Origin of the sequence: Actinoplanes palleronii, from assembly GCF_016862315.1 — a bacterium.
GTDB lineage: Bacteria > Actinomycetota > Actinomycetes > Mycobacteriales > Micromonosporaceae > Actinoplanes > Actinoplanes palleronii.
This window is the reverse complement of record NZ_BOMS01000001.1, coordinates 26593-42287: the sequence shown is the minus strand read 5'-3', so window position 1 is coordinate 42287 and position 15695 is coordinate 26593. Positions and strand designations below refer to the sequence as shown.

Genomic DNA, 15695 nt, shown 5'->3' with positions numbered 1-15695 from the left:
ACTGGGTGAAAGTTTGTTTCGTTCAGGAAAAATCCTCCGTCGTGGCGGCGGCACTGTCAAGGGACTCCGGCGCCGCGACCCGGAACACGCGCAGTTGCAGGGCGAGCGTCGCGTAGTACCCGGCCAGCGTGGTCAGCTCGAACAGCGCCGGCAGCCCGAGACCGTCGCGCGCGGCGGTGAACTCCTCGTCCGTCAGGTCACGGCGCTCCGCCAGGGCCGTACAGACGTCGAGGATCAGCCGATCGTCCGGGTCGGGGAAGGCCGCCACGTCACCGGTGCGGAGCGCGCTCAGCTCGGCCTCGGAGAATCCGGCGGCGCGGGCGACGGCTTCATGGGCGTACCTCTCAAAATCGCTGCGCCAGACACGGGCGACCGTGAGAATCGCGATCTCCCTGGCCCGGGTGGTCAACCCGGTGCGGTACCGCACCGCGCTGCCGAGCTCCTGCAGCGCGCCGCCCACCCCGGGCTGCAGCAACATCGCGTTGAACGGCCCTTCGAGCCCGCCCTCCGCGTCCACCAGCGGAAACGCCGACCCGGCAGCCCGCGGCCCCCCGGCGATCGCGTCATAGACCGCGCGCTGCTCCGCAGTCAGCTCGCCCGGCAGCAACTTCGCCAGCCGGCTCTCGCTCCCGCTCCCGCCTGCCGGCTCGCGCTCGCCTGCCGGCTCGCGAGCGCTCACGCGGCAGCCTCCCGATGCCCCAGCAGCGCGGAGATGTCGTGGCACGCCTCGTGGATCAGCGGCTTCAGCTCGCGCACGATCCGCTGCGTCGACCAGTCGCGCGACTGCACCGCCAGGTTCGCCCCGGCCACCACCGCCCCCTGCGCGTTGCGGACCGGCGCCGCCACCGACCGCAGCCCGTAGGCCAGCTCCTCGTCCTGCATCGCCCACCCGTCCGCGCGGATCTTGCCCAGCTCGTCGCGCAGCTCGTCCAGGCTCACCTTGGCGTTCGGGCCGTGCTGGCGGGCGAACGACGCCTCGCCGACCCGGGACGTCAGGTCGTCCTCGTCGAGGTGGGACAGCAGCAGCTTGCCGATCGAGGTGTGCACCGCCGGCAGCGTCGAGCCGACCTGGATGTTCGCTGTGACCAGGTCGGAGTTGCGCAGCCGGACCAGGTAGAGCACCCGGTCGCCGGTGAGCACGGCCAGGTTGACGGTCTCGCCGGTGGCCGTGGCGAGCTGCTGCAGCCGTGGCGTGGCCAGCTCGACCAGGTCCAGGCTGCGCAGCGCGGCGGTGCCCAGGGTGAGCACCTTGACGCCGGGGCGGTAGTCGCCGTTCGGCAGGTGGTCGAGGTATCCCTCGGCGGTCAGGGTCATCACCACCCGGTAGACCGTGGGCAGCGGCATGCCGACCGCGGGCGCGATGTCGCTGATGCGCCAGGTGGGGCGCTGCTCGCTGAAGAGCGAAAGGATCCGCAGTCCCTTGGCCAGGGCCTCGACCCGGTACTCGGGCTTGTCGGTGTCTTTCCTCGCCGCCACGTCGGGACTCCTGCTCTCTCACACATGGCTGGACACATGTCCTCGCCGCGATTAGCGTTGCGGGGAGAAACTTACTTTCACCTGGTGAAAGTGGCAAGTCTTTCTCGAGACGGTGAGGCCAGATGACGACCGACTGGTTGCAACTACGTGAGCGTCCCACCCTCGTCGTCGGCGCGGGCGGTCTCGGCGGCGCCGGTGCGCAGGCGCTCGCTCTGGCCGGCGCGCGGGTGCTGCTCGCCGACGTCGACGCGGACCACCTCGAGGCGGTGCGGCTCCGGGTCAAGGAGGCGGGCGCGGAGATCACCACGGTCCAGGTCGACCTGCGTACGCCGGACGCGTGCCGCACGCTGGTCCTCGACGCGGCCGAGCGCCTGGGCGGCATCGAGGTGTTCCTGCACGCCGTCGGGAAGAACGTGCGCACCCCGGTCCTCGATCTCGGCGACGACGACTGGGAGTCGGTGCTGACCCTGAACCTGTCCACGGCGTACTGGACGGCGCAGGCGGCCGGCCGGGTGATGGTGTCGGCCGGCTACGGGCGGATGGTCTTCTGCTCGTCGGTGTCCGGGCTGCTCGCGCACGCCAATCACGGGCCGTACGCGGCCACCAAGGGCGGGCTCAACCAGCTGCTCCGGGTGATGGCCCGGGAGTGGGCGCCGTCCGGGGTGACGGTGAACGGGGTCGCGCCCGGATACATCGAGACCAACCTGACCAGGGCGTACCTCGACAAGGACGGCAACCGGGAGAAACTGGAGTCGCTGGTCCCGGCCGGGCGGCTGGGCCGTCCCGCCGAGGTGGCCGACGCGATCACGTTCCTGGCCTCCGACCGCGCCGCCTTCGTCACCGGCCAGATCCTCTACGTCGACGGCGGCCGCACGCTCGTCTGACCCTTCCTCATCTAGGAGAACCTGTGACCACTCCCGTCATCACTCAGCGTTTCCCCGGCCGGTCGGTGCTGGTCACCGGCGCCGGTACCGGCTTCGGCGCGGAGATCGCCTTCCGCGCCGCGCAGGAGGGCGCCCGGGTCGGCGTGCACTACCGCAGCTCCAAGGACGGCGCCGAGCGGACCGCGGAACGCATCCGCGCGATCGGCGGCGAGGCCGTGCTGATCCAGGGCGACATCACCGACTGGGACGACATCAAGCGGATGGCCGACGAGGCGTTCCGCGCCTTCGACGGCCTCGACGTCCTGATCAACAACGTCGGTGACGTGGCCCGCGACCAGATGTCCTGGCGGGACATCACCGAGGAGTCGATCAACCACGTCCTCGAGGTGGACATCAAGGGCACCCTGCTCTGCGTCCACGAGTTCGGGGCTCGCATGCTGGCGCAGGGCCACGGCAACATCGTCAACATCGGCTCGACGGTCGTGGTGCGGGGCAGTGCCCGCGCCCCGCAGTACGCGGCCGCGAAATACGGCATCATCGGCCTGACGAAGTCCTACGCGGCAGCCTTCGCCCCGACCGTACGGGTGAACGTGTTCGCCCCCGGCTTCATCGAGACCGAGGCGACCCTGAAGCGCGACGACTGGAAGTCGGGCCGGGGCGACAAGCTCCGCAGCCTGACCCCGATGGGCCGCATCCCGGGCCCGGCCGAGCTGGCCGGCGCAGCCCTGTTCCTGGCCACCGACGACGCGGCCCACATGACCGGCGGCTTCATGGTCGCCGACGGCGGCTACAACATGATCGGCGCCTGACAGGCGTGCCGGTGCAGGTCCCGGCTGGTGCTCAGGGGTGCCTCAGCGCCGCTGAGACACCCCTGAGCACCAGCCGGGCAAGGCCGGACCGCGCCGCCTGACTCGAGCCGTCCGCTCGGCGTTCGCGACGCGCGACACCGTCGTGAGCGCTCGCCCGTCCGGTTCAGCGAGTGAGGGCTGCGGGACCACCATGCGTGCTCGCCCCACTTCCTCGGCGAGCGTCCATCGTGGGTGAAACGGCCTCGAGACCACGATGAGCGCGCGCCGGTGTCACGCTCGCCCGGCTGGTGCTGACGGCCGTCTCAGGCCGCTCTTCAGGGCCGTCAGCGCCAGCCGAACCTGCTCGTCCTATCTTGATCTCGGTGGGGCCCTGCGGTCTTGGAGTGGCGTCCGCTGTGTTCGGGCGCGGTGGGCGTCCGCGTTCGGCGTTGAAGGGGCGGCAGGAGTCCGCGCTTGGCGCCGGTGGGGCGGTGGGCGTCCGCGTTCGGCGCGGGTGGGGCGGTGGAAGTCCGCGTTCCGTGCTGAAGGGGCGGCTGGGGTCCGCGGTGGGCCGGGTTCGGGGGCGGTGGCGGTCCGCGGTCGGGTTGTGCGTGTGTTCACCGCCCCCGGGTGGGCGGCAGCCGCACGCGATCTGGCAGTGCGGACTCGCACCGCCCTGCCCAGGAGCTACCGGCACATCAACTCAAGCTGAGCGGGTCCGCGTAGTGGTTTTCGGACAGGTGGAGCCACATCGTCTCGCGGCGGTCACCGCGTTCACGGGCCTCGGCAAGCGCGACCGAGCCCAGGAACGGCCAGCGTGCCGCCACCTCGCCGGGGCGGGCGCCGCCGAGCCACAGGCGGGCCGGGGCGGCGGCGGTGACCAGGTCGGGGGCGGGGCCCGCCAGCATCGTCGACCGGCCGGCGCGCAGGGAGAGCCGGAACTGCCGCTGCCAAGAGCTCAGCAGGAGTGCCGCGCTGCGATCACCGCGGGTGACCACTGCGGAGCGCTGCCGGCCTCGGGATACCGGTGTGCCGTCCCGCACCAGGGGTCCTCCGCCTCCGTCATCGGCCCATGATGCGTCGGTGCGGACCGCCCGCCAACAAAGCGGTGATCAGCTTCCGAGGCGTTCGCAGTGGGTCCGGAGGATCTCCAGGGTGCGCTGACTGACGGACAGGCCGGTATGCGCGGCGTAGGACATGTCGGCGGCCGGGTCGTCGCCGACGAGGAGCCGGGTCAGCGGCGGCGGGGGAGTGTCCGGGTCCACGTCGAACGAGTCCTCGCGGTAGACCCCGCGCGCGCCGGCGGTCCGGAAGCCGGTGATGCCGCCGCTCGTCAGGGCGGCGACCAGGGCGGGGCTGGCGACCAGCTCGTCCAGGCGACCGGCGAGGGCGTCCGGCGGCCAGCTCAGCTCGACCACCAGGACGTCGTCCACCTCCTCGGTCCAGTCCCAGGCCGGATCGGGTTCCACGATGTGCCGGAGCGGCTGCGTCATGGGAAGCAAGGTAGCGGGCTGGGCGGCCACCCTGCCCAGCAGCTCAGCGGATGCGGCGGACGAACAGGATGGTCACCGCGGACAGGACGCCCAGCACGGCGAGGACCATGAAGAACGCCGGGTAGTTGCTGGAGCCGCCGGCGGCCAGCACCGCCACCGCGATGATCGGGGCGCCGACGTTCGGGAGCAGGGTCGCCACCTGGTAGACGCTCATCGCCTTGCCGGCGTGGGCCTGGTCCGGGACCACCTCGGCGGCGATGGCGATGTCGACGGTCAGGTAGATCGCCTGGCCGACGCTCAGGATCAGCCAGGCGGCCAGGAAGCCGTTCACCGACTGGGTGACCGCGGCGACGACCAGACCGGCGGCCAGGATGATCGCGCCGACCGTGACGAACGCCTTGCGGCGGCCCAGGCGGTCGGAGAGGTACCCGGAGAGCAGGAAGCACACCACCGAGATCGGCGTGGAGACGGCGGTGAACGTCGCGTACTTGGCGGTGGCGTCGTCGATGCTCATCCCGACCGTGTCGGTCAGGTGGAACGTGGCGTAGGTCTGCACGCCGACGTAGGCCAGGCCGACCAGGAAGCGGCTCGTCCAGTTCCAGGCGAAGTCCCGGTCGCCGCCGGTGCGCAGCCAGTAGCTGCCGAAGAACTCGCGGAGCCCGAACGGCGGGAAGTCGCCGGTGGCCGGGCGGTCGACGGCGCGGATCACCCGGGCCAGCAGCAGGGCCGCGGCCAGCGCGACGACGCCGGGCAGGGCGAGCATCAGCAGCTGCTGGTGGACCAGCTGGGCGCCGAGCAGCACGCCGCTGAGCACGGAGAGCGCGACGACGAATCCGATCAGGCCGGAGAGCCGGGCGCGCAGCCGGTCCGGGACGAACTCGGGGATCAGCGGGAGGAAACCGGCGAACGCCGCGCTGGCGCCGAGCGAGCCGAGGGCCCAGCCGGTGGCGACGCCGGCGATCGTCGGGACGCTGCCGGCGACGATCAGGCCGAGCAGCGCGGTCGCGGCGCCGCCGACCAGCCACGGGCGGCGCCGGCCCCAGCGGGACCGGGTCCGGTCGCTGAGCGCCCCGAAGAGCGGCAGCGAGCCGATCGACATCAGCGCGCCGACCAGGATCACCGTGGAGAGGGCGACGGTCTTGCGGTCCGGGGCGATCTCGGTGACCCGCACCGCGAGCGTGACGATCTGCGGGGTCAGGCTCGCGAAGTAGAGCCCGAAGGCGGCCAGGACCAGGGCCGGCACGAGCAGACGGCTCGGCGGCGCATCCGGGTGCAGCGCGTCCTCAAGCGGGCCCGGCGCCGGCCGAAATGGCGGGATGACCGGAGCAGACGGCATGTCGGACATGGGGGCCTCCCAGCGGCACTTTCACTAGGCGAAAGCGAGTTTCAATGTGATGGCCGCGACATTAAGCCGAGCGGCGCTCCGTGTCCACAGATCCGGGACCAGCGACTCGAAGATCTTGTGACGGTTGACACCCGGGAGGGAGCGAGAAACACTCGGGTAACACGCACTGGAAAGTGATTCTCACCTAGTGAAAGTGGCTGGAGATGGCGCGCACGGTTTTCACCAACGGTCTGGTCTTCGACGGTTCGGGATCCGCCCCGGCTCCAGGTGAGGTGGTCGTCGAGGGCGACCGGGTGACCGAGGTTCGCTCCGGCTGGCGGTCCGAGCACGAGAGCACCGATCAGGTCATCGACGCGACCGGCTGCACGGTGATGCCCGGCATGATCGAGTCGCACTGTCACCTGACGTTCCCGTCCGCGGTCGGCCACATCGACCCGTCGTTCAACCCGCCGCTGGACGTCAGCTTCTTCCACCACATCGAGGGCCTGCCGTCCGAGCTGGCGCGCGCCGAGCGCAACGCGAAGATCCTGCTCGACCACGGCTTCACCTCGGTGTACTCGGCCGGGTCGATCCTGCCGATGCCGGTCGAGATCATCCTCCGCGACAAGATCAAGGCAGGCGCGGTGCCAGGTCCGCGCATGCGCGCGGCGAGCATGGAGCGGGACAACCATCCGGTACGACCGGACGGCCACGTCGAACCGGACTGGCAAGGCCCGGACGCGTGCCGGCGCTGGGTGCGCGACATGGCCGCACAGGGCTACGACAGCGTGAAGTTCCTGCTCAGCAACGACGACGTGTTCGTGCCCGGCGGTTCGCAGATCACCCAGTACACCGCCGAGGAAGCGCTCGCCGCCGGTGAGCAGGCCCGCGAGTCCGGCGTCTGGCTGAACTGTCACGCCCAGTCCGCCGAGTCCGTGAAGATCGCGGTCCGGTCCGGGTTCCGTTCCATCTACCACTGCACCTACGCCGACGAGGAGGCCCTGGACCTGCTCGAGTCGGTGAAGGACACGGTGTTCGTCTCGCCCGCGCCCGGCATCATCTATGCCAACGTGCACGAGGGCGAGGAGTTCGGCATCACCCGCGAGGTGGCCGAGAAGATGGGTTCGGTCGACGCCCTCGAGGGCATGGCCCGGATCTACCCGGAGATCCGCAAGCGGGGCATCCGGGCGCTTCCCGGCGGCGACTACGGCTTCCCGAACAACCCGATCGGGCGCAACGCCCGTGACCTGCAGCTCTTCGTCGACGTGCTGGGCTACACCCCGCTGGAGATGCTTGTCGCGGCGACCAAGCTCGGTGGCGAACTCGTCGACTTCGGTGACCTGGGCATGCTGCGCCCCGGCTGGCTCGCCGACGTCCTGGTGGTCCGCGGCAACCCGGCCGAGGACCTGCGCCTGCTGCAGGACAAGGACAACCTGCTCGCCATCATGCAGAACGGCACGTTCCACAAGGCCCCGGTCGCCGCGTGAACCCGGGCAAGGAGCAGGCGGGCGAGCCGCCGGAGGCCTCAGCCGGGCGAGCGGACCCGGCTGCCGGGGAGCGCGGCGGACCGGCGGTGACCGCCTACCGGGAGGTGGTCTTCGCGACGTGGCCGGGGTTCCGGCCCCTCGCTCTCGACCTCTACGTGCCTGCGCGGCCGGTGGCGCTCTGCGTCTATCTGCACGGGGGCGGCTGGCGGGCCGGCACCCGCGCCGAGGGTCCGGGCAACGTCAAGAACTGGCGGCCGGGCTTCTTCGAGCACGTCGCCGGGCTGGGCCTGGCGATCGCCAGCGTCGACTACCGGCTGAGCGGCGAGGTCACGTTCCCGGCCCAGGCCGATGACGTCGGCGCCGCGCTGGACTTCCTGGCCGCTCACCGTGACGACTACGGGATCACCTGCGACCGCACGGTGATCTGGGGCGTCTCCGCCGGTGGCCACCTGGCCGCCCTCGCCGCGCTGACCCGTGCCGCCGACCGGCGCCCGCGCCACCGTCCCGCCGCCGCGGTCTGCTGGTATCCGGTCACCGACCTGGACGCCCTGGCCAAGGACATCGCCGACGCGGGCGGCCGCCCCGACCGTGGCCCGCAGTCCCGCGAGGGCGCTCTGCTCGGCGGTTCGCTGGACGACCTGCCGGACCTGGTCACCGCGGCCGGCCCGGTCCATCACGTCTCACCGGCCGCACCCCCGTTCCTGTTCCTGCACGGCGACGCGGACGTGGCAGTCCCCGCCCAGCAGAGCCACCGCCTGGCCGAACGCCTGCTCGCCGCCGGAGCGGAAGCCACCGTCGACCTGATCCCCGGCGCCGGCCACATGTTCCCCGAACTCGACGAACCCACCACCCGCGCGATCACCCACCGCTCCGCCCAATTCCTCCTGAGGCCGGTGCCCTGACAGGGAAGGAGCCGGTCAGATCGAGTGGACCACCCTCCCGTCGACAAACGTCATGGCCACCGCCGCGTCGCCGATCTCGGCCGCCGGCGCCGCGAACACGTCCCGGTCGAGCACCACCAGATCCGCCCGGAACCCCGCACGGATGCTGCCGGTGTCGTCCAGCCGGTTCACGAAGGCGGAGCCTGCGGTGTAAGCGGTCAGCGCCGTCGCCAGGTCCAGCCGCTGCTCCGGCAGGAAGGGGGCGCGGCCGCTGCCGTGATGGGCCCGGTTGACCGCGACGTGGATGGCCTGCAGCGGGTCGGGAGTGGTCACCGGCCAGTCGCTGCCGGCCGCCAGGTGGGTACCGGAGCGCCACAGGTCGCCGAACGGGTATTGCCGCCGGGCCAGCTCGGGCTCCAGGAACGGGATGGTCAAGTCGTCCATCTGCGGCTCGTGGGACGCCCAGTATGCCTGCAGCGTCGCGGTCGCCCCCAGGGCCCGGAACCGCGGCACGTCGGCCGGATGCACCACCTGCAGGTGGGCGAGGTGCGGGCGGGTGTCGCGGAAACCGTTGCGGGCGCGCGCCGCCGCGACCGCGTCCAGCGCCTCGCGGACCGCCCGGTCGCCGAGCGCGTGGAAGTGCGTCTGGAACCCGTGCGCGTCCAGCGCGGTGACGTGCTCGCGCAGCGCGGCCGGCTCGATGAAGGACAGCCCGGCGTTGGCGGTCGCGCAGCCGCAGGAGTCGCGGTAGGGCTGTGTCATCGCGGCGGTGAAATTCTCCGCGACACCGTCCAGCATCAGTTTCACGCTGTCGCTGCGCAGCCGCCCCACGGAATAACGCGAACGCCTGGCGAGCAGGTCGGGGATCTGCTCCGCGCCGCGGTCGCGGTCCCACCACAGGGCGCCGATCACGCTCGCGGTCAGCCGGCCGGTGGTGGCGGCCTCGAGATAGGCGTCGGAGACGTCCGGATAGCCGTTCGTCGCGCAGAGCATGGCGTCCTGCCAGGCGGTGACGCCCATCGAGTGCAGCAGGGTCTGCGCGCGCAGCAGCCCGGCCAGCCGGTCGGCGGGCGTGACCTCGGGCAGCAGTTTCGCCACCAGCTGCATGGCGCCCTCCTGCAGCCCGCCGGCCGGGGTGCCGTCGGGCCGGCGGTCGATCCGGCCGTCTGCCGGGTCGGGGGAGCCGGCGTCGATGCCGGCGATCTCCAGGGCCCGGGAGTTGACCCAGGCGCCGTGGTGGTCGCGGTTGATCAGATAGACCGGGCGGTCGGGGACGACCCGGTCGAGCAGCTCGCGCCCGGGCACCCCGCCGGGGAAGACCTCCATGGCCCAGCCGCCGCCGCTGATCCACTCCAGGCCGGGGTGGGCATCGGCGTAGGCGCGGACCCTCCGCAGGTATTCCTCGAGGTCGGTGGTGCCGGTCAGGTCGCACTCGTTCAGCTCGACGCCGCCCATCACGGCGTGCACGTGCGCGTCCTGGAAGCCGGGCAGCAGCAGCCGGCCGGCCAGGTCGATCGTCTCGGTGCGCGGCCCGGCCAGCTCGCGGACGTCGTCGGCGCCGGCCGCGATGATCCGCCCGTCGCGGACCGCCACCGTGGTGGCGGGCCCGCGCAGCGGGTCAGCGGTGAACACCGGACCGTTGGTGAACAGCAGATCGGCGACCATGCGACCACTCAATCACGCCGAAGGTGTCACCACGGTGCCAGCCGATGCGACACCGATCGATGCGTCCGGAGGGGCGGCAACGGGAACGGCCGCAGCGGGCGAGGCCGATAGGGGCAAGGCCGCGGAGGGCACGCCCCGGGACCCCGCGAACAACACCACGAGCAACCCCGCCAGGCAACCGACCGACCCTGCCACCTGCCCGCCCAGCAGCCCGCTCATCGCCGCCAGATACCCCAGCCCCAGCGCGAGCCCCTGCCGACGCCCCCGCTCGGCCAGCGCGAAAACCCCCACCGTCGCCACCGCGACCGGCCCCCAGTAATACCGCAGACTCACCGGATCGCTGACCAGCCGGATCAGCAGGGCGGCAGCCGGTGCCGCCGCCCAGACCACCCGCTGCCCGCGGAACCGATAGGCCACCGCGGCGCATCCCCCGGCCACCAGCACCGCCTGGACCAGGCGCAACGGCCAGGTCACCGCGACCAGATCGGGCAGCAGCAGGTGGACCAGGGTGTCCGGGTCCACCGTCCAGACGTGGTGGAACATGCCGAAATGCCCGGACAGCACGAACGGCAGGTAGGCCGCCACCCCGGCACCCGCGGCCAGCAGACCGCTGCGGATCGCGCGGCCCAGCCCGGCCACCGCCAGCAGGCAGGGAAAACCCAGGATCGCCCAGGGGGCGATCGCCACCGACAGACCGAGAATGACCGCCGAGGTCGCTGTCCGCTTCCGATCATGCAAGACCATCGCGTACGCCCAGAGCCCCGGGATCAGCATCTCCGGCGGGTGACCTTCCCACGGCACGGGCAGCGCCAGCCAGAGCACCGCGAGCAGACCGGCCGCGGTCTCCCGCAGCGCCGCCCCGGCGCCCCGGGCGGCGGTGAGCCGGCGGACGAGCGCCATCGCGCCCAGCGCCAGCGCCACGTTCACCGCCATCGTCACCGGGGTGGCCGGCGCCCCGCCCGAGCTGCCGAGCATCAGCAGCCGGCTGAGCAGGAACTGCAGCGGCCCGGCCTGGTTCCAGCCGGAGTCGTAGATCCCGTCCAGCCGTCCGTCCAGCAGCCGCTGCCCGGCGTCGGAGAAGTCCCGCAGGTCGAACGGCGGGTCCACCACGAGCAGGGCCAGCGCGGCCGCGGCGACGGCCACGACCGGGTACCGGGCGCGCAGCATCGTCGCCACCCAGGAGGGTACGGCGAAGCGGGAGTGTCGGCGGTTCGGGTGCACGGCTGTTGATCGGCACCGTGGTGTGCGGGAGCCGGTGCGGCCGGGGAGCCGCTCGGTAGCGGGGTTTTGACGCGGTTATGGGCGGGAATGCCACTCAAACCCTTGTCAGCTGTGGGGACCGACACGGTCCCCGACGGACCAGTCTGGTCCAATACCGTCTACGGTGGTCCCATGCCCCGCCCCACCAAGCAGCAGATCGACGACGAGATCCTGGACGCCGCCGCCAGCCTGTTCGCCAGGCACGGCTTCCGGGAGACGTCGGTGCAGCGCATCGCGGACGCGGTGGGTTACTCCAAGACCGGCCTGCTGCACCGCTTCCCGACCAAGGAAGCGCTGCAGGAGGCGGTGGTCGGGCGCTGCGTGGGGCAGATCCGCGAGATCGCCTCGCTGGCCGCGCCGCTGCCACCCGGACCGGAGCGCGACCGGTCGGTGATCAGCGGCATGGCCCAGCTGGCTCTCGGGCAGCCCGGCGTCGTCGCGCTGATGCTGTCCTGCCTGCTGGCCGCGCCGGAGAGCGAGTTCGGCGCGGCGCTGCACGTGATCGGCGAGGAGGTGGCCGCCGCGTTCGGCGACCAGCCCTTCGCCACCGAGACCGGCGAGTTCGCCCTGACCCCGGTCGTGCTCGGCGGCCAGCCGCTCGCCGATCCGCGGCGGGCGATCCGGGTCACCGGCGCGCTCGGCGCGCTCGCGGTGGCCAGTGTGGCCATGCGGGACTGTTTCACCCCGGACGCGGTCACCACGCTCGTCGACGTCGCCTACGACGCGCTCGGGCATCCCCCCACCCACTGAACAAGGGAAAACTCCCATGGCAACGCTGTTGCATCGCCTCGGCCTCGGCGCCGTACGGCATCGCATCATCGTCACCGTCGTCTGGTTGCTCGCCCTGCTGGCCGTGGCCTTCGGTGCGGTCAAGCTCTCCGGCGAAATGGTCAACACGTTCCGGATTCCCGGCCAGGAGTCCACCATCGCGCTCGACCTGATGAAGGACAAGTTCGGCGACGCGTCGGCGGGCGCGTCGGTGCAGGTGGTGTTCGCGGCCCCGGCCGGTCAGAAGATCACCGACCCGGCGAACGCCGGACAGGTCGCCCAGTCGGTGGCCGCGTTCGGCAAGCTGCCCGGCGTGGTGGCGGCCAGCAACCCGCTCGACCCGCAGGCCCCCGCGGTCTCCCGGGACCAGAGCGCCGCGTACAGCACGGTCAGCTACGGCGTGCAGCCCTCCGAGGTGACCGACGAGGAGCGCACGGCGATCACCGCCGCGCTGGCCCAGGCGAAGGCCGGCGGGCTGACCGTCGAGGCGCGCGGTGAGGCGCTGAGCAACGCCGCCGACATCGGTGGCGCGTCCGAGCTGATCGGTGTGGTCGTGGCCCTGATCGTGCTGGCGCTCAGCTACGGCTCGCTGGTCGCGGCCGGGATGAACCTGGTGACCGCGATCATCGGGGTCGCCATCGGCGTCGCCGGCATCACCACGCTCTCCGGCTTCGTGCAGTTGCAGGCGACCACGCCGATCCTGGCGGTGATGCTCGGCCTGGCGGTCGGCATCGACTACGCGCTGTTCATCATCACCCGGTTCCGCAACGAGCTGCGCTCCGGCAAGGACGTCGAGCAGGCCGCGGCGTACGCGGTCGGCACCGCCGGATCCGCGGTGGTGACCGCCGGGCTGACCGTGGTGATCGCGCTCGCCGGGCTGTCGATCGTCGGCATCCCGTTCCTCACCGAGATGGGCCTGGCCGCCTCGGCCACCATCGTGATCGCGGTGCTCCTGGCGATCACCCTGGTCCCGGCGATCCTCGGGTTCGTCGGCATCCGGGCGCTGCCCCGCAAGCTGCGCAACGTCCCGCCGACGTCGCAGGAGGAGCTGCCGGTCGGCCGGGGCTTCATCCGCGGCTGGGCGAACACGGTCACCCAGAAGCGGGTGGTCAGCCTGCTGCTCGCCGTGCTCGCGCTCGCGGTGATCGCGCTGCCGTTCTTCAAGATGCAGACCACCCTGGCGCAGCGCTCGCCGGAGGGCAGCACCCAGGCCAAGGCCGACGCGCTGATCGACGAGCGGTTCGGCCCCGGCGTCAGCGGCCCGCTGCTGATCCTGGTCGACGGCCCGAACGCGGCGCCGTACGCGGCCACCGTGCAGAAGCAGGTCGCCACGCTGCCGGACGTCGCCCTGGCCACGCCGGCCCGGCCGAACCAGGACCAGTCCGCCGCGCTGATCACCATCATCCCGGCCTCCGGCGCGGAGGATCAGAAGACCGTCGACCTGGTGCACGCGATCCGGGACCAGGTCGTCGACGGTGACGGCGCCACGGTGTACGTGACCGGGCAGACCGCGATCAGCATCGACGTGTCGCAGAAGCTCAACGACGCGCTCCCGATCTATCTGGCGATGGTCGTCGGCCTGGCCTTCGTGCTGCTGGTCCTGGTGTTCCGCTCGCTGCTGGTGCCGGTGGTCGGCGTGCTCGGCTTCCTGCTCACGATCGGTGCGTCGTTCGGCGCCACGGTCGCGGTGTTCCAGTGGGGCTGGCTCTCCGAGCTGGTCAACGCGGGTTCCACCGGCCCGATCATCAGCCTCGCGCCGATCATCATCGTCGGGATCCTCTTCGGTCTGGCGATGGACTACCAGGTGTTCATGGTGTCCCGGATGCACGAGGCGCACGCTCACGGCGCGTCACCGCGGGACGCGATCGTCACCGGTTTCCGGCAGGCCGCCCCGGTCGTGCTGGCCGCCGCGACGATCATGTTCGCGGTCTTCGCCGCGTTCGTCCCGGAGGGCAACGACACGGTCAAGCCGATCGCGTTCGCGCTGGCCGTCGGCATCGCGTTCGACGCGTTCGTGATCCGCATGATCGCGGTACCGGCGGCGCTGGCCCTGCTCGGCCGCTCCGCCTGGTGGCTGCCGAACTGGCTGCGCTGGCTGCCGGAGCTCGACGTCGAGGGCGCGGCCCTCGAGCGCAAGGCCGCCGCCACCCGCGAGGTCCCCGAGCCCGCCGCAGTCTGATCATTTCCGGGCGGTGCCGCTGTGAAGCGACACCGCCCGCTTCTCCTCCAGGCCGTTTCGCTTCTCCAGTACGACTAGGGAGCGCTCGTCCGCAGGCTACGAGCCGAGTCCCGCCCGTGAGGCGGCGCGAGGCCGCGGCCACCCCTGACGGCCAGCCGGGGAACCGGGAGACGCCGGGCGGTCCGGGGTGGGGCGGTCTCGCGTGGTGAGGGGCCGCCCTCAGCCCGGCGCTGCCTCGCGGTCCGGAGGGCGGGGCCACGTGGCGTGGAGCCCCGGGACGGGGCAGCTGCTTCTGTGATGGCCCCAGGTCGTACCACATGGGGCTTGAGAACGCCGGCCCGGCGCCCACCTGGACGCCGGGCCGGGTCGTGACCGGAAGCGGTCAGGCGGTCCACTTCACATAGGAGTTGAACTTGCCGGTGGCGTCGAACGTGGCCATGTTGTCCCAGCCGTCGCCGGTGCCGTTGATGTTCGCCGGGTCCCAGCCGTTGCCGCTGATCGCGTACCAGGTGGGTTCCCAGTAGAAGACGCCGATGGCGCCGGCGTTGCGGGCGGTGTTCTGGATCCAGGTGAACTCGGTGCCCTGGCCGGCCTTCGACGCGGACTGGCCGTCGCAGGTCGTGGTGCCGGGGATCGAGTTCGACTGGCTGTCCGCGTTCGCCGTGGTGTACATGTACGCGGTCTCGACGACCACGACCGGCTTGGCGTAGCGGGACTTCACGTCGGCGATCACGTTGTAGAGGTTCGCCAGCGTGCCGTGCCACATGCAGTAGTAGGACAGCGCGGTGATGTCCCAGGAGACGCCGGCCGCCTTGATGCCGTCGTAGAACCAGCGCGCGTTGGCGTCACTGTCCGCGTCGGCCGTGTGGATCATGACCTGGGTGCTGCTGTTGCAGGCCTTGGTCGCGTTGTAGCCCTGCTTGAGCAGGCCGGCCAGGGCGGTGAAGTCGCTGTTCACGACCTGCCCCTTCGGCCACAGCATGCCGACGTTGATCTCGTTGCCGATCTGCACGCTGTCCGGGGTGGTGCCCTGCGACTTGAGCGCGGTGCACACGTCGTAGGTGTAGTTGTAGACGTCGGTCTGCAACGTGGCGAGGCTGTGCGAGGCCCAGGCGGCCGGCGGGTACTGCTTGCCGGGGTCGGCCCAGGTGTCCGAGTAGTGGAAGTCGATCAGGATCTTGAGGCCCTTGGCCTTGATCGCCTTCGCCTGCTGGAGCACCTTGGCCTTGTTGTTGTAGCCGCTGGCCGGGTTGTTCCAGACGCGCAGCCGGGCGTAGTTCACGCCGGCGCCCTTCAGGATGTCGTACGGGTCCGCCTGGACCCCGGCGGCGGTGTAGTACTTGCCGCCCAGGTCGAGCGTGCGCTGCAGCGTCGAGACGTCGGCGCCGAGCATGGTGAGGGAGGCGGCTTGTGCGGGAGCGGGGTTGAGTGCCACCAGCGTGACCGCGGCGAGCGCGGACCCGATGAGGGCTCGGAGGGATGTCTTCACT

General features: G+C 71.6%; 14 protein-coding genes. 6 read left to right on the top strand and 8 right to left on the bottom strand.

Annotated features, from left to right (window positions below):
* Positions 1–22: 22 nt before the first annotated feature.
* The gene (locus Apa02nite_RS00175; protein WP_239164002.1) at positions 23–679 is read right to left on the bottom strand and encodes a carboxymuconolactone decarboxylase family protein; all 657 of its coding nucleotides are present in this window, start codon (positions 677–679) and stop codon (positions 23–25) included.
* Positions 676–1476: an IclR family transcriptional regulator gene (locus tag Apa02nite_RS00170; RefSeq protein WP_067698297.1), complete on the bottom strand. Its 801-nt coding sequence runs from the start codon at positions 1474–1476 to the stop codon at positions 676–678. Before Apa02nite_RS00170 ends, Apa02nite_RS00175 begins: the two co-directional genes overlap by 4 nt.
* Before the next feature lie 122 nt (positions 1477–1598).
* On the opposite strand from Apa02nite_RS00170, the gene Apa02nite_RS00165 reads away from it, so the two are divergent.
* Together Apa02nite_RS00165 and Apa02nite_RS00160 are read left to right on the top strand one after the other, a co-directional pair.
* Complete coding sequence (locus tag Apa02nite_RS00165) at positions 1599–2360, top strand: SDR family NAD(P)-dependent oxidoreductase (protein ID WP_067698299.1); 762 nt, start codon at positions 1599–1601, stop codon at positions 2358–2360.
* Positions 2361–2383: 23 nt separating this feature from the next.
* Positions 2384–3169, top strand: coding sequence for an SDR family NAD(P)-dependent oxidoreductase (locus tag Apa02nite_RS00160; protein ID WP_067698302.1), 786 nt, complete (start codon positions 2384–2386; stop codon positions 3167–3169).
* 677 nt (positions 3170–3846) lie between these two features.
* Here the strand turns inward: Apa02nite_RS00160 and Apa02nite_RS00155 are convergent.
* The 3 genes from Apa02nite_RS00155 to Apa02nite_RS00145 all read right to left on the bottom strand — a co-directional run bounded on the left by Apa02nite_RS00155 (position 3847) and on the right by Apa02nite_RS00145 (position 5986).
* Positions 3847–4191: a hypothetical protein gene (locus Apa02nite_RS00155; RefSeq protein WP_203823251.1), complete on the bottom strand. Its 345-nt coding sequence runs from the start codon at positions 4189–4191 to the stop codon at positions 3847–3849.
* A 69-nt stretch (positions 4192–4260) separates the two neighbouring features.
* Complete coding sequence (locus Apa02nite_RS00150) at positions 4261–4641, bottom strand: hypothetical protein (protein ID WP_203823250.1); 381 nt, start codon at positions 4639–4641, stop codon at positions 4261–4263.
* Between the two features lie 43 nt (positions 4642–4684).
* Positions 4685–5986: an MFS transporter gene (locus tag Apa02nite_RS00145; protein ID WP_203823249.1), complete on the bottom strand. Its 1302-nt coding sequence runs from the start codon at positions 5984–5986 to the stop codon at positions 4685–4687.
* Positions 5987–6189: 203 nt separating this feature from the next.
* On the opposite strand from Apa02nite_RS00145, the gene Apa02nite_RS00140 reads away from it, so the two are divergent.
* Together Apa02nite_RS00140 and Apa02nite_RS00135 are read left to right on the top strand one after the other, a co-directional pair.
* Positions 6190–7452, top strand: coding sequence for an amidohydrolase family protein (locus Apa02nite_RS00140; protein ID WP_203823248.1), 1263 nt, complete (start codon positions 6190–6192; stop codon positions 7450–7452).
* 86 nt (positions 7453–7538) lie between these two features.
* Positions 7539–8354 carry an alpha/beta hydrolase gene (locus tag Apa02nite_RS00135; RefSeq protein WP_203823247.1) on the top strand — a complete coding sequence of 272 codons (816 nt, stop codon included), beginning with the start codon at positions 7539–7541 and terminating at the stop codon, positions 8352–8354.
* 15 nt (positions 8355–8369) lie between these two features.
* Here Apa02nite_RS00135 and Apa02nite_RS00130 read toward each other — a convergent pair whose 3' ends face one another.
* Together Apa02nite_RS00130 and Apa02nite_RS00125 are read right to left on the bottom strand one after the other, a co-directional pair.
* Positions 8370–9998: an amidohydrolase gene (locus Apa02nite_RS00130; RefSeq protein WP_203823246.1), complete on the bottom strand. Its 1629-nt coding sequence runs from the start codon at positions 9996–9998 to the stop codon at positions 8370–8372.
* 12 nt (positions 9999–10010) lie between these two features.
* Positions 10011–11174 (bottom strand): hypothetical protein, encoded by a 1164-nt coding sequence (locus tag Apa02nite_RS00125; RefSeq protein WP_203823245.1) that lies wholly within the window; start codon positions 11172–11174, stop codon positions 10011–10013.
* Positions 11175–11390: 216 nt separating this feature from the next.
* Between Apa02nite_RS00125 and Apa02nite_RS00120 the strand changes: the two genes are divergently transcribed.
* Positions 11391–12008: a TetR/AcrR family transcriptional regulator gene (locus Apa02nite_RS00120; RefSeq protein ID WP_203823244.1), complete on the top strand. Its 618-nt coding sequence runs from the start codon at positions 11391–11393 to the stop codon at positions 12006–12008.
* 16 nt (positions 12009–12024) lie between these two features.
* A complete protein-coding gene (locus Apa02nite_RS00115; protein ID WP_203823243.1) occupies positions 12025–14205 on the top strand; it encodes an MMPL family transporter in 2181 nt (726 codons plus the stop codon).
* Positions 14206–14587: 382 nt separating this feature from the next.
* Here the strand turns inward: Apa02nite_RS00115 and Apa02nite_RS00110 are convergent, their stop codons facing one another.
* Complete coding sequence (locus tag Apa02nite_RS00110) at positions 14588–15694, bottom strand: glycoside hydrolase family 53 protein (protein WP_373872797.1); 1107 nt, start codon at positions 15692–15694, stop codon at positions 14588–14590.
* Position 15695 lies beyond the last annotated feature (1 nt).

Excerpts from the sequence above, each read along its gene's own strand:
- Apa02nite_RS00165 (WP_067698299.1), top strand. The coding sequence starts at position 1,599 with ATGACGACCGACTGGTTGCAACTACGTGAGCGTCCCACCCTCGTCGTC.
- Apa02nite_RS00120 (WP_203823244.1), top strand. The coding sequence starts at position 11,391 with ATGCCCCGCCCCACCAAGCAGCAGATCGACGACGAGATCCTGGACGCC.
- Apa02nite_RS00145 (WP_203823249.1), bottom strand. The coding sequence starts at position 5,986 with ATGTCCGACATGCCGTCTGCTCCGGTCATCCCGCCATTTCGGCCGGCG.
- Apa02nite_RS00150 (WP_203823250.1), bottom strand. The coding sequence starts at position 4,641 with ATGACGCAGCCGCTCCGGCACATCGTGGAACCCGATCCGGCCTGGGAC.
- Apa02nite_RS00115 (WP_203823243.1), top strand. The coding sequence starts at position 12,025 with ATGGCAACGCTGTTGCATCGCCTCGGCCTCGGCGCCGTACGGCATCGC.
- Apa02nite_RS00140 (WP_203823248.1), top strand. The coding sequence starts at position 6,190 with ATGGCGCGCACGGTTTTCACCAACGGTCTGGTCTTCGACGGTTCGGGA.
- Apa02nite_RS00130 (WP_203823246.1), bottom strand. The coding sequence starts at position 9,998 with ATGGTCGCCGATCTGCTGTTCACCAACGGTCCGGTGTTCACCGCTGAC.